This window comes from Nocardia suismassiliense (assembly GCF_900269665.1).
Taxonomy (GTDB): domain Bacteria; phylum Actinomycetota; class Actinomycetes; order Mycobacteriales; family Mycobacteriaceae; genus Nocardia; species Nocardia suismassiliense.
On sequence record NZ_LT985361.1, the window covers coordinates 6,560,060 to 6,572,675 of the forward strand.

15 protein-coding genes and 1 pseudogene are annotated in these 12,616 nt (G+C 67.8%); 5 read left to right on the forward strand and 11 right to left on the reverse strand.

Features of this window, described 5'->3' with window-relative positions:
• Positions 1 to 66: 66 nt before the first annotated feature.
• The 4 genes from DBO33_RS29075 to DBO33_RS29090 all read right to left on the reverse strand — a co-directional run bounded on the left by DBO33_RS29075 (position 67) and on the right by DBO33_RS29090 (position 3,016).
• Positions 67 to 474 carry a PH domain-containing protein gene (locus tag DBO33_RS29075; RefSeq protein WP_325050752.1) on the reverse strand — a complete coding sequence of 136 codons (408 nt, stop codon included), beginning with the start codon at positions 472 to 474 and terminating at the stop codon, positions 67 to 69.
• Positions 475 to 569: 95 nt separating this feature from the next.
• Positions 570 to 1,049 (reverse strand): 6,7-dimethyl-8-ribityllumazine synthase, encoded by a 480-nt coding sequence (ribH, locus tag DBO33_RS29080; RefSeq protein WP_107657923.1) that lies wholly within the window; start codon positions 1,047 to 1,049, stop codon positions 570 to 572.
• Positions 1,050 to 1,071: 22 nt separating this feature from the next.
• Positions 1,072 to 2,316 (reverse strand): bifunctional 3,4-dihydroxy-2-butanone-4-phosphate synthase/GTP cyclohydrolase II, encoded by a 1,245-nt coding sequence (locus DBO33_RS29085; RefSeq protein WP_107657924.1) that lies wholly within the window; start codon positions 2,314 to 2,316, stop codon positions 1,072 to 1,074.
• A 76-nt stretch (positions 2,317 to 2,392) separates the two neighbouring features.
• On the reverse strand, positions 2,393 to 3,016 hold the full coding sequence (locus DBO33_RS29090) for a riboflavin synthase (RefSeq protein ID WP_107657925.1): 624 nt from the start codon (positions 3,014 to 3,016) through the stop codon (positions 2,393 to 2,395).
• 573 nt (positions 3,017 to 3,589) lie between these two features.
• Here DBO33_RS29090 and DBO33_RS29095 point away from each other — a divergent pair.
• On the forward strand, positions 3,590 to 4,060 hold the full coding sequence (locus DBO33_RS29095; RefSeq protein WP_107657926.1) for a hypothetical protein: 471 nt from the start codon (positions 3,590 to 3,592) through the stop codon (positions 4,058 to 4,060).
• A 207-nt stretch (positions 4,061 to 4,267) separates the two neighbouring features.
• On the opposite strand, the gene rpe is transcribed toward DBO33_RS29095, so the two are convergent.
• Positions 4,268 to 4,924 (reverse strand): ribulose-phosphate 3-epimerase, encoded by a 657-nt coding sequence (gene rpe, locus DBO33_RS29100; protein ID WP_107660670.1) that lies wholly within the window; start codon positions 4,922 to 4,924, stop codon positions 4,268 to 4,270.
• Positions 4,925 to 5,020: 96 nt separating this feature from the next.
• Here rpe and DBO33_RS29105 point away from each other — a divergent pair, with 96 nt between their 5' ends.
• Positions 5,021 to 5,443: an ATP-binding protein gene (locus tag DBO33_RS29105; RefSeq protein WP_107660671.1), complete on the forward strand. Its 423-nt coding sequence runs from the start codon at positions 5,021 to 5,023 to the stop codon at positions 5,441 to 5,443.
• Positions 5,443 to 6,378: an RNA polymerase sigma factor SigF gene (locus tag DBO33_RS29110; protein WP_107657927.1), complete on the forward strand. Its 936-nt coding sequence runs from the start codon at positions 5,443 to 5,445 to the stop codon at positions 6,376 to 6,378. Before DBO33_RS29105 ends, DBO33_RS29110 begins: the two co-directional genes overlap by 1 nt.
• Positions 6,379 to 6,383: 5 nt before the next feature.
• On the opposite strand, the gene DBO33_RS29115 is transcribed toward DBO33_RS29110, so the two are convergent.
• Positions 6,384 to 6,734 (reverse strand): MmcQ/YjbR family DNA-binding protein, encoded by a 351-nt coding sequence (locus tag DBO33_RS29115; protein WP_107657928.1) that lies wholly within the window; start codon positions 6,732 to 6,734, stop codon positions 6,384 to 6,386.
• 159 nt (positions 6,735 to 6,893) lie between these two features.
• Here DBO33_RS29115 and DBO33_RS43105 point away from each other — a divergent pair, with 159 nt between their 5' ends.
• Positions 6,894 to 7,031, forward strand: a complete 138-nt coding sequence (locus tag DBO33_RS43105; protein ID WP_159080588.1) for a hypothetical protein — start codon at positions 6,894 to 6,896, stop codon at positions 7,029 to 7,031.
• A 68-nt stretch (positions 7,032 to 7,099) separates the two neighbouring features.
• Here the strand turns inward: DBO33_RS43105 and DBO33_RS29120 are convergent.
• Positions 7,100 to 8,425, reverse strand: a pseudogene (locus tag DBO33_RS29120) (RsmB/NOP family class I SAM-dependent RNA methyltransferase); the annotation flags it as partial.
• Between the two features lie 377 nt (positions 8,426 to 8,802).
• Between DBO33_RS29120 and DBO33_RS43110 the strand changes: the two are divergent.
• Complete coding sequence (locus DBO33_RS43110; protein ID WP_159080589.1) at positions 8,803 to 8,979, forward strand: hypothetical protein; 177 nt, start codon at positions 8,803 to 8,805, stop codon at positions 8,977 to 8,979.
• Positions 8,980 to 9,214: 235 nt separating this feature from the next.
• Here the strand turns inward: DBO33_RS43110 and fmt are convergent, their stop codons facing one another.
• The 4 genes from fmt to DBO33_RS29145 all read right to left on the reverse strand — a co-directional run bounded on the left by fmt (position 9,215) and on the right by DBO33_RS29145 (position 12,565).
• On the reverse strand, positions 9,215 to 10,138 hold the full coding sequence (gene fmt, locus DBO33_RS29130; RefSeq protein ID WP_107657931.1) for a methionyl-tRNA formyltransferase: 924 nt from the start codon (positions 10,136 to 10,138) through the stop codon (positions 9,215 to 9,217).
• On the reverse strand, positions 10,138 to 10,704 hold the full coding sequence (gene def, locus DBO33_RS29135; RefSeq protein WP_107660672.1) for a peptide deformylase: 567 nt from the start codon (positions 10,702 to 10,704) through the stop codon (positions 10,138 to 10,140). Before def ends, fmt begins: the two co-directional genes overlap by 1 nt.
• Positions 10,705 to 10,842: 138 nt before the next feature.
• Complete coding sequence (locus DBO33_RS29140; RefSeq protein WP_107657932.1) at positions 10,843 to 11,850, reverse strand: esterase/lipase family protein; 1,008 nt, start codon at positions 11,848 to 11,850, stop codon at positions 10,843 to 10,845.
• A 61-nt stretch (positions 11,851 to 11,911) separates the two neighbouring features.
• Positions 11,912 to 12,565, reverse strand: coding sequence for a PadR family transcriptional regulator (locus DBO33_RS29145; protein ID WP_107657933.1), 654 nt, complete (start codon positions 12,563 to 12,565; stop codon positions 11,912 to 11,914).
• Between the last annotated feature and the right edge of the window lie 51 nt (positions 12,566 to 12,616).

Genomic DNA, 12,616 nt, shown 5'->3' on the forward strand with positions numbered 1-12,616 from the left:
TGTTACTTCACGCCTAATGCGCGGCGCCGCTCCATTGCTTCAGGGGCGCGATGAGAGCGCCACCGTTTACTGCTGCTCGGCGGTGTACTTCACGCCCAGTTCGCGGAGCTGCTCCATCGCTTCGGCGGCACGCACCTTGTCGTTGGAGCGGATAGCCAGCATGGGGACGTAGTCGTCGTTGACGAGTTCGAGCCGGGCCCAGGCCTTCCGGTCGGGGAAGGTGACGCCGCGCACGGTGTCCCAGGAGAAGTCGTTGTCGCCGAGGATGTTTCGCACCGAGACACCACCGGCGCCGACCCGAACCCGCGGCCGGGTGAGCAGCAGGACCGCGGCGGCGATGACCAGGCCGATGCCGATCATGGCTATCTGGTCGACGACACGGAAGTTCACCCCGGTCGATCCGGTGCGCAGCCAGATACCACCCGCGAGGAAGGCGGCGGCGATCACGACGGCGACGATTCGTGCGTTGCGCACGGAACGGCGAGGCCGAATCTCGAGCTCCCACTCGGGGGTATCGTCTTGTCCTGCAGCGGGTTCAGCGTTCCTTCGAAAAATGCGAGAGACCGGCATCACACGGACTGCCGCAGGGAACGCAGCGTCATCGCGGCATCGAGTGCCGCAGCACACGCCTGCTCACCCTTGTTCTCGGCCGACCCGGGCAGACCGGCCCGATCCAGCGCCTGCTCCTCGTTGTTCGTGGTGAGCACCCCGTTCGCGACGGGCGTGCCCGCGTCCAGCGAAACCCGGGTGAGCCCGGCGGTGACCGCATCGCAGACGTACTCGAAATGCGGTGTGCCACCCTGGATCACCACACCGAGCGCAACCACCGCGTCATGCGTGCGCGCCAGTTCCTGGGCCACCACCGGCAGCTCCATCGCGCCCGCGCAACGCACCACCGTGACGTGCAGGACACCGGCGTCTTTGGCCACCTGTTCGGCGTTCGCCAGCAGGGTGTCGCAGATGGTGGTGTGCCAGCGCGACGCGACGATGCCGAGTTTCAGATCCTTGGCATCCGCGAGCGCGAAAGTCGGTACGCCGGTACCGCTCATCGATGTCTGCCTCTCCGTGGAATTAGCGGGCGGTCTCGCCCAGATCGATGTCGTCGAGCCCGATCAGATCGTGGCCCATCCGGTCGCGTTTGGTCCGCAGGTAGCGCAGGTTCTCGGCGTTGGCGCGCAACGGCATCGGCACCCGGTCGGTGATCCGCAGGCCGTAGCCGTCCAGGCCGACGCGCTTGGCCGGGTTGTTGGTGAGCAGTCGCATCGACCGGATCCCGAGGTCCACCAGGATCTGTGCGCCGGTGCCGTAGTCGCGGGCGTCGGCGGGCAGCCCGAGTTCCAGGTTCGCGTCGACCGTGTCGTGGCCGGAGTCCTGCAACTGGTAGGCCTGCAGCTTGTGCATCAGCCCGATGCCACGGCCCTCGTGCCCGCGCATGTACAGCACCACGCCGCGGCCTTCCTGGGCGACCATTTCCAGCGCGGCATCCAGTTGCGGACCGCAGTCGCAGCGCAGCGAACCGAACACATCGCCGGTGAGGCACTCGGAGTGCACCCGCACCAGCACGTCCTCGCCTTCGGCGAGATCGCCGCGCACCAGCGCGACGTGCTCGACCTCGTCGTAGATGCTCTGATAACCGACGGCCATGAATTCGCCGTGCGCCGTGGGGATCCGCGCCTCGGCGACGCGCACCACGTGCTTCTCGTGCTTGCGCCGCCAGGCGATCATGTCGGCGATGGAGATGAGCGCGAGGTTGTGCTCGTCGGCGAAGACGCGCAGTTCCTCGGTGCGGGCCATGTGGCCCTCGTCCTTCTGGCTGACGATCTCGCAGATCACGCCCGCGGGACGCAGTCCGGCCATCCGGGACAGGTCGACCGCGGCCTCGGTGTGCCCCGGCCTGCGCAGCACGCCGCCGTCCTTCGCGCGCAACGGCACCACATGGCCGGGGCGGGTGAAGTCGTCGGCCTTCGCCTCGTCGGAGGCGAGCAGTCGCATGGTGGTGGCGCGATCGGCACCCGAGATGCCGGTCGTGATGCCCTCGCGGGCGTCGACCGACACGGTGTAGGCGGTGCCGTGCTTGTCCTGATTCATCGCGTACATCGGCGGCAGGCCGAGCCGATCGCAGTCGTCACCCGTCAGTGGCACACAGATGTAACCGGAGGTGTAGCGAATCATGAAGGCCACCAGCTCCGGGGTGGCCTTCTCCGCCGCGAAGATGAGGTCGCCCTCGTTCTCGCGGTCCTCGTCGTCGACGACGACTACGGCCTTACCGGCGGCGATGTCGGCGACTGCGCGCTCGATGGTGTCGAACCTGGTCACGTCTGTTGTGCTCCATCTCGAATTAGGTCCGCCCCTACACTACGGCGTCGCTCGTGGCTGATGACCGCCCGGCTGTTCACCCGCGCTGCTGCAGACGCTCCACGTACTTCGCGATGACGTCCACCTCCAGATTGACGGTGGTGCCGACGGTGGCAAAGCCGAGATTTGTCAGGGCAAGCGTGGTGGGGATGAGCGAGACCTCGAACCAGTCGCCGCTGCCCGCCTCCGCGGGCTCGTCGGCGACGCCGAGGCCGGAGACGGTGAGCGAGATGCCGTCGACGGTGATCGAGCCCTTCTCCACCACGTAGCGGGCGATCTTGTCGGGCAGCGAGATGCGCACCACGTCCCAGTTCTCCGAGGGGGTGCGGGAGAGCACGGTGCCGGTGCCGTCGACGTGGCCCTGCACGAGGTGTCCGCCGAGCCTGCTGTTCAGTGCGGCGGCCCGTTCCAGGTTGACCTTCGATCCGGTGTCCAGCTTGCCGATGCTGGAGCGATCCAGCGTCTCCTGCATCACGTCGACGGTGAACGAATCGCCGCCCACCACCTCGACGACGGTCAAGCACACGCCGTTCACCGCGATCGAATCACCGTGCCCGGCATCGGAGGTCACCAGCTCGCCCCGGATCGTCAGCCGGGCGGCGTCGGCCAACCGCTCGGTGGCGACGATCTCGCCCAGCTCCTCGACGATGCCTGTGAACATGCCATGACTCCCTGTCGTTGTCCCCGGTTGCGGAACAGCCCGGCCGCGACGGGTATTCCCGCCGGTCGATGCCCTTGGCTCAGCTTAACGACGGCTGGTCGTAGCCGACAGCACGGTTCCGCTCAAAGAGCCAGCAGACCGTGTCCCGGCAACCGCCGAAGGAAGCAGACCGCCAGCCAGTAGACAGGCGCGTGGGCAAACGATCAATAAAGAGTTGATGTCGAATTCGAATCAACAATGCGGATATTTCGACTTTTTCAGGTCGACAATGATTATTGGGCCGCGATATGGATACCACCAGTTTGTGTTTTGCACACTTCCGGCAAACCCGTGAGTGCTGGTCGTACCCAGTTGCCGCTCACTTTTAACATTTGCTTGCGCCGTGACCGAAATAGCAGCAATATTGTTATGTAGCTGATTCCTATCGTTCACCGAACAGTTCGAAGAGGAACCGTTAGACCTGGTGAAGCACGTGATACCACCAGGAAGTTCGACCGAAGGATTTGTCCACCACTCACGGAAGCAAGAAACCACAGTGGGCCTAATCAAGTTCGACACAGTTGGGGGCGCGGCGTGACCACTCTTCTCGATTCGACGCTGGAAGTTCGCTGCGTGCAGTACCAGCGCGAATTGCACCTGCCCGCCTCGATCGATCCCACCTCGCGACGCATTCTGTTGCACATCGGCACGCATTACGGTGCCATCACCATGCCCGCCGACCTCGGCGAGCGGGTGCAGCAGCGGCTCGAACAGGCCGCCATCGCGGGACCGGTCCTCGATCATCCCCGCGCCCAGCGCTGGACCTTCCTGACCGGACCGTACCGGCCGGACACCCTGACCGCCGCGGTCTCCGCCGAACTGTTCCGGCTGTACGCGACGGTGGCCTGCACCGGCAGCCAGATCGTGCTCCCCTCGCCCGACGACGAGCACACCGGCTACCGCACCTGGATCCGCTCCCCCGCAACCGCGACCACCCGGCCGCCGCTCAACGCGGTGATCGAGGCGACGCGGGCGATCGGCGCCTGCAAAACGCGCGCGCTGTAAGCGAATTCGCCGGGACAGACCAACGCGCACCACGGCACCGCTCCATTGGGGCGATCGCGCGACGAGGTAGAGCGTTGCCCGCAACCCATGCGCTGCAAGCGATTCGCAGCTCGCGTCAGGTCGCGTACCTGACCGCCACTCAACGGGCGAATCGACGCCACTCGCACGAACGATGCGCAAAACTCCGCGCAGCTGGCGATCGAGCACTCAGCCGGCGCGCACCACGGCGGCTTGCCTGCGCAGCGACTCGACGGCCGCCTTGGGGTCGGCCGTGTTGTACACCGCGGACCCGGCGACGAAGCAGTCGATGCCTGCCTCCGCGGCGGCCTCGATCGTGTCGGTGTTGATCCCACCGTCGATCTCCACCAGCAGTCGCAGCTCGCCCGCGTCCACCAGCCTGCGCACCGTGCGCGCCTTCTCCAGCACGTCGGCGATGAACGACTGCCCGCCGAAGCCGGGCTCGACGCTCATCACCAGCAGGGTGTCGAACGAGCGCAGAATCTCCAGGTACGGCTCGATCGGTGTGTTCGGCTTCACCGAGAGTCCGGCCTTGGCACCCGCCGCGCGGATATCGCGGGCCACCGCGATCGGATCGTCGGTCGCCTCGGCATGGAAGGTCACATTGTGCGCGCCCGCCTCGGCGTACGGCGGCGCCCAACGGCCCGGATCCTCGATCATCAGGTGGCAGTCGAGGGGGATGTCGGTCGCCTTCAGCAGGCTCTCCACGACAGGCAGGCCCAGTGTCAGGTTCGGTACGAAATGCGCGTCCATCACGTCGACGTGTAGCCAGTCGGCCCCCGCGACCGCCTTGGCCTCGTCCGCGAGGTGGGCGAAGTCGGCGGACAGGATGGAGGGGGCGATCATCGGAGCGGCCGGGCGCGCGTAAGTCGGGGTGGACACAACGTCGCAGTCTATCGGTAGTGTGGGTTGTCCAGCGCGGGAGTGGGTAGCCTGCATAGGGTGATCAACATTTCGGCGGAACAGGGGCTGTACAGCACCCCGGTGGAGATTCGGGTGGCCGCATCGGTCACACAGCTGCCCATCGTTCGTGGGCTCGCCGAAACTCTCGTCCTACTAAGCGATTTCACGCTGGACGAGGTGGCCGACATCCGGCTGGCCGTCGACGAGGTCTGCTCGACCCTGATTGCCGTCGCCGGACCCGACACCAGCCTGAACTGTCGCTTCACCGTGGGCGAGACCGAGTTGCTGGTCCGCGTCAGCGGCATCGCGGGCAAGGCGGGTTTACCCGATCAGCGCAGCTTCGGCTGGCATGTACTGCGCACCCTCACCGATGAGGTACAGGCAACACAGGATTCGTTCGATTCGACGGTTTCCGGATATCCGACGACGGTCGAGTTCCGTCGGGTCCGGGGGAAAGCGTAGTGGCGGACGAGGACACCGTGTTCGACTCCGATCGCGACGACAACGCCGACACCGTTACCGACAAGGCGGATCCCGCCACCGAGAAAGCCGACGACGCGGAGAGCGCCGCCGAGGACACGGACGATGTCAGCACCGAGGATGCCGTCGAGGAAAACGAAACCATCGAAGCGGTCAAGACTGTCGCCAGCTACGACGACGTCGGTCTGCTCTTCGAACAGCTGGGCGCGAGCAAGCCGGGGACCGCGCGGCACAGCGCGATCCGGGCCGAACTGATCAGTCGCTGCATCCCGCTGGCCGATCACATCGCGCGCAAGTTCAGCGGGCGCGGTGAACCGTTCGACGACCTCACCCAGGTGGCGCGAGTCGGGTTGGTGCACGCCGTCGACCGGTTCGACGTCGAGCGCGGCTCGAACTTCCTGTCCTTCGCGGTGCCGACGATCATGGGCGAGGTGCGTCGTTACTTCCGCGACAACACCTGGGCCATGCGGGTGCCGCGGCGGGTCAAGGAGACGCATCTGCGCATCGGCGCGGCGATCGACGCGCTCTCCCAGCGGCTCGGCCGGTCACCGACGGCCAAGGAGATCGCCGCCGAACTCGACGTGGACCCGGACGAGGTGACCCAGGCCGTCATCGCGGGCAACGCCTACCAGCCGAGCTCCATCGACGCGGCCACCCTCGGCCGCGACACCGATGCCTCCCTGCTGGACACCCTCGGTGAGGAAGAGTCCCAATTCGACCGGGTGGAAGAGTATGTCGCGATCCGTCCGCTGCTGGCCGGGCTGCCCGAGCGGGAACGCCGGATCCTCACCATGCGGTTCTTCGAATCGATGACGCAGACCCAGATCGCCCAGCAGATGGGCATCTCGCAGATGCACGTGTCGCGCATCCTCGCGAAAACCCTTGCGCGGCTTCGGGAGCAGTCGAGCCGGGAGTAACGGGCTCAACCCTTGGCGGACGCTCGCTGCTTGCGCACCTTCGGCGGAGCGGTGAGCCACCATGCGTCGTCCAGCATTTCGCGAAGCTGTTCGCGGGCGACACGTTCGAGATCGATGAGGATGAACGGGTGACCGTCGTAGTGCGGGGTGGTGTAGAACGCCGGATCACCGGAGGCCAGTAGCGCCTCCTTCTCGGCGGGATCACACACCAGAGCCAACCCACCCTCGGCGTCGACGCGTAACCGGCCGAAGCCCTTGCCGCCGACCTTCAAGGCTGGACTGTTCCACCAGGTCGACTCTTCGACGCCGGGGAGTTCGGTCGCGAGGGCGACCACGTCTTGCCACGTCAGTGCCATGAACGTCAGTCTGCCCGATGCCGCACGGCGCGGGATTGTACGAATGGAACCGGGCGGGAGCTGACGGTGACGGAACGATCGGCACCTCGGCTCGGACCGCGCCCAATTCGATGGCCCCAGCCCATCGGCCCGCACCGCTGAACCCGCACGAGCCCCGGCGTGATGCCGGCGATCATCGACGCGGGCTGGCGGACCGAAGCGCGCAGTCGGCTGCCGCAACCGCCGGGACCTATTCAACGACGCGTACGCCAGGCGCGCCCGTCGACGTTCACCGTCGAACCCGAGCTGGACGAGTGATCACGAGGAACTGGTGCTGGCGAATCGCCCGAGAAGCCGCCTACACCAGTTCCCCTCGATCCTGCGGGTCAGGGTTTGCGGAGGGCGGCCATGAACATCGCGTCGGTGCCGTGGCGGTGCGGCCAGAGTTGGGCGGTCGGGCCGTCGCCGAGGTCGTCGACCCCGGGGAGGAGGGGGCGGGCGTCGAGTTGTTCGGCGCCGAGGCGGCGGACCGCGTCGGCTACCACGACGACCGTTTCCGACAGGTGCGGCGAGCAGGTGGAGTAGAGCAGGACGCCGCCGGGGCGGAGCAGATCCCATGCGGCGGTGAGCAATTCGCGCTGCAGGGTGACCAGTTCGGCGACGTCGGCGGGGGTGCGACGCCAGCGGGCCTCGGGCCTGCGGCGCAGTGCGCCTAGGCCGGTGCACGGCGCGTCCACCAGGATGCGGTCGTAGCCGGGGGTCAGTCCGCTGTCGCGGCCGTCGGTGACGTGCACGTCGACGGGCAGGCCGTGCACGGACTTGCGAACGAGTTCGGCGCGGTGCTCCGCGGGCTCGACCGCGTCGACACGGAAGCCGTCGATCGCGGCCAGGGCACCGAGCAGGGCGGCTTTACCGCCCGGGCCGGCACAGAGGTCCAACCAGCGGCCGCCGTCCGGACCGTTCAGCGGGGCGCGGGTCAGCGCGAGGGCGACGAGCTGACTGCCCTCGTCCTGCACCCCGGCCATGCCTTCGCGCACCGGCTCCAGTTTTCCGGGGTCGCCGCCGTCCAGGTAGACCGCGTAGGGCGACCAGCGGCCTTCTTCGCCGCCGGTGACGAGCGCCAATTCCTCCGCGGTGATTTCACCAGGGCGGGCGACCAGATGCACCGCAGGGCGGGCGTCATCGGCGGCCAGCGCGTCGCGCAGCTCCCCCGCCCGTGCGCCGAGCGCGTCCGCGAAGGCCTGCGCGATCCACATCGGATGCGCGAACTCGAAGGCCAACCGGCCCACCGGATCCGACGGCGCGAGCTGCGCCACCCATTCCTCGACCGTCTTCTCCCCGGCGCGCCGCAGCACCGCGTTCACGAAACCGGCCTTGCCCGCACCGAATTCGCTGCGCGCGAGCGCCACCGAGGTATCCACCGCCGCGTGCGCCCCGATACGGGTCCGCAGCAGCTGATATACGCCGAGCCGCAACACATCCAGCAGCGGTCCATCGATCTCCGCGATCGGCCGACCGGCGCCCGCCTCGATCACCGCGTCGAGCAGCCCGCGCGAACGGCAGGCACCGTAAGTGAGCTCGGTGGCCAAGGCCGCATCCCGGCCGGTGATCCGCCGCTCCCGAAGCAGTCCCGGCAGAACGAGATTCGCGTACGCGTCGCGCTCCCGCACCGCCCGCAACACGTCGCGCGCGACAAGCCGAGGAGCATCGGCGGTCTCGCCCGGACGCCCACCCGCGCTCGATCCCCGATCCTTCGGGCCGCCACCACGTTTCGCTGATCCAGCCGAACGCCCCGCCGGATCAGCTGACCGCGAACCACTCTGGGTCGACTGCCCACCGCGACCGGGTGCCGACCGGCTCGCGCCAGTCCCCGCACCACCCTTCGCCGATCCCGTGGCCCGCCCGGTGCCCGATCGTCCGGCCGACCCGCCCGATCGTCCGGCCGACCCGCCCGATCGTCCGGCCGACCCGTCGGCTGCACGCGCCCCGCGCGGAGCCGAACCGCCCCGCGCGGATTCAGCACTGCCCGACCGGTCATTACGCGGCCGGCCGGAATCACGAGACTCATTGCCGCGCTTACGCTCCGGTGGTGTCATGCGATCACCGCGCCCTGCGCGATTTCAACCGCAGCACCGTGCGCGAATCCGGTCACGCCGCCCCGCGCGAAACCAACGCCCCAGGCCCGCACGAAGCCGGTTGGCCCGCCCTGTGCGAAACCGGCCGCCTCGCTATGCGCGAACCCCGCTTCGACACCTCGCTCGGTTAGCGAGATCTTGCACCGTGCTGTCATGCTCCACCGCTCTCGTTGAGGTCGCGGCGCATCGCCACGGATATGAATTGGCGCGCCGTCTTCGGCCGCGCCAGGGTTGCGCTGTTGAGGCACCAGATGATCGGCGTTCCACCACGATGCCCAGCAGCGAGTGCGCGCTGCTTCAAAAGCGTGGCGACATCACCGCGGGCCGGCCTCCTCCGCACCGATGTTCCTGGACGATCGAGGATCGTCACTCGACCACCGCACCGGGCTGCAATCGCGCGCCGCGCGCCCAGTCGAGGGCCGCCATCATGCGTTTGCCTTGAGGCTGAACCTGATCCAGGCGAAGTGCCGTAGTTGCGGTGCCGACATAAACACCGGACTTACGGACCTCGATGGTCCGCAACGGCAACTCTTCCTCCACCATTTCGACCGGACCGATCTTCAGGCGATTGCCGTCGACCTCCGTCCACGCGCCGGGCGCGGGGGTGACCGCACGAATACGGCGGGCGATGGCCAGCGCGGGCAGGTCCCAACGGATGTGCGCGGCCTCGGCGGTGATCTTGGGAGCGTGCGAGATTCCCTCGTTGGACTGCGGAACCGCTTGCAGCGTCCCGTCTTCCACCCCGTCGAGGGTCGCTTCGAGCAACTTGGCACCGCTCACGGCGAGCCGGTCGAGCAGGGTGCCAGCGGTGTCGGTGACGGCGATCTTCTCGGTCACCGTGCCGAACACCGGACCGGTGTCGAGCCCGGCTTCGATCTGGAAGGTGGCCGCCCCAGTGATCTCATCACCGGCGTCGATCGCGGCTTGCACCGGCGCCGCGCCACGCCACGCGGGCAGCAGCGAGAAGTGCAGGTTGATCCAGCCGAAGCGGGGGATGTCGAGCACCTGCTGCGGCAGCAACGCACCGTAGGCCACGACCGGGCAGCAGTCGGGCGCCAGCGCGGTGAGCTGTTCGATGAACTCCGGCTCGGACGGACGACGTGGTGTCAGCACCGGGATACCGTGCTCGTCGGCCAGCAGCCCGACCGGCGACCTGGTCACCTTGCGCCCACGCCCGGCGACCGCGTCGGGCCTGGTCACCACGGCGATCACCTCGTGGCGCTCGGATTCGATCAAGCGCCGCAGCGACGGCACGGCCGGTTCCGGCGTGCCCGCGAAGACGATGCGCATCAGCGACCCCGTCCGAACGGACCGGCCTGGCCCGTTCCGCTCATCGACCGCGACGGACGCACCGTGACACCCGCGCTGAACCAGTCGGATTCGCGAATGGTCCGCATCGCGTCCTTGCGCGCCGCCGGGTCGAGCCGATCGATGAACAGCACCCCGTCGAGGTGGTCGGTCTCGTGTTGCACGCAGCGGGCCAGCAGCCCGTCGGCGGTGAATTCGACCGGCGCGCCGTGCATGTCGACGCCGGTCGCCCGGACTCGCAGCGCGCGCCGGGTGTCGTAGCGCACCCCCGGAATCGATAGGCAGCCCTCGGGCCCGACCTGCTCTTCGTCGCCGATGACTTCCCACTGCGGGTTCACCAGATGCCCCGCGGCGTCATGAGTGTCGTACACGAAAACACGCATCCCCACTCCGATCTGCGGTGCGGCCATGCCGACGCCACCATCGTCGTGCATGGTGTCGGTCAGGTCGGTCACCAGCTGCTGCAGTTCCCGGTCGAATACGGTGACCTCCGCCGCGCGGGCACGCAGGATGGGATCGCCGAACAGGCGAACTGACTGAATGGTCACGGCAAACTCCCGGAGGCGGACGAACACGGTCGTCTCATTCTAGTGAGACGACCGAATGTCCCCGATCCACCAGCCCGAAGCTGGTAGAACTCCATTGCGGTCGGGCGGGGTGAACTGTCCCCCGCCCGGCCGCCCTGGTCAGGAGTTTCCTGCGATGATCACTTCAGGGATGCCGGTGCCCAACATCACCGGACTGCAGACCGGCGCCGGGGTGCTCGGGTCGAGCACGTTCAACAGCAGCTGCTGCACGAACGGGTCGTACACCATGTGGAAGTGTCCGGTCAGGTCGATCGCGCAGCGGTCCTGCAGCGAGATGTTCACCGCGCCGGGGCCGCGCAGCGCGATATTGCTGTTCGGCTGGATCATCTCGTCGACCTTGCTGCCGATGGTCGTGTACTTCGGGCCGGGCACGGTGTCGCCGCCCGCGTTGAGTTCGAGCATGACCGCCGAGCCCTGCGCCTGCTGCACCGCGGCGAGCGAGGTCACCCTGGCGAACGCCATCATCCCGCCCGGCACCGCGTCCACCACGGGCACCAGTCCGTACATCACTCCGCCGTAGCTCGGCGACGCCAGACCGACCCACTGGCCGACCTTCGGCGCACCGCCGAGCTTGTTGACGTAGAAGCGGGTGACCGTGGCGCCCTGAGAGAATCCGACCAGGTCGACCTGGCTCGCACCGGTGGCCGCGAGCACCTGGTCGACGAACGCGCCGATCTGGTGCGAGCTGAGCACCACGTCCTCGGTGCCGTAGCTTTCCGCCCCCGGGGTGCCGCCGTAGTTGAGCGCGAAGACGCAGAAACCGGCGGCGGCGAGTTGCGGCGCGATGGCCGAGTAGTCCGAGTAGGCGCTGGAGTCGGTACCGTGTGCGAGGACGACGGGGCGCGGGTGGGCTGCGGTCGGCTTGCAGCCGAAGTTGTTGGTGCCCAACGGGACCACGTTGTCGTTAGTCTTCAGATAGCGAGCCGCGCCGAGGTGGTCGGTCTGCGGCGGGCCGGGCTGGGTGGGGATCTCGGGCGGACGGTAGCCGGACGGCTCGGCCTGCGCGACACCGGTGCCGAGTATCGCTACGGCAACCAGCGCGGCGGCCAACACCGCCTTACCCAAGTGTGAAAATCCCCAAACCCACAAACCCCGAAACTGTCGCATCTCACAATGATCTACCGAAACCGCCCCAAATGTGCACTCTGACGCGGTGTTTCACACCCCGTTACTTTTCGGGGGTCTCGTCTTCGGCCAGAATTCGGTAAAGAGACTTTCTGGTCTCGGTGAGCAGCTCCGCCGCGCGGGCCGCCTGCGCCGGGGTGCCCGCCGCCGCGACCTGTGCCACCGCGCCCATCAGCTGGCCGACGAGTTCACGCAGGTCGATGGCCTGCGCACCGACGTCTTGCTTGACGTCGGCCCACGGGTCGCCGATGTCGTCCCGATGTTCGGTGACGTACGCGGTGCCCGCCTCGGTCAGCTGGGCCGTCTTGCGCCCGGCGATCTTCTCGATGAGGACCAGGCCCTCGTCTTCCAGTTGTGCCAGCGCGGGGTAGATGGACCCCGGGCTCGGACGCCAGATGTCGTCGCTGCGCTCGCGGATCTGCTGGATGAGTTCATAACCGTGCATCGGCCGCTCGGTGAGCAGCAGTAGCACCGCCGCTCGCACGTCACCGCGCCGGCCACGTCCGCCGCGACCGCGGCCGCGACCGAAGTGCGGTCCGAAACCCGGCCCGAATCCTGGGCCGAAGCCCGGTCCGAAGTCGGGACCGTGCCCGTGTCGTCCGCCGCGGCGGAACCGCTGGCGCGGGTCGAAGTCTTCGCCGCCCGGGCGCTGCCGGGGGCCACGCCGGCCGAATTCTCGATGTCCTTGGTGTTCCATGTAAGCCTCCTCAGGCTCTCGTGTTCGTTTCACATTATCGACGATATATCG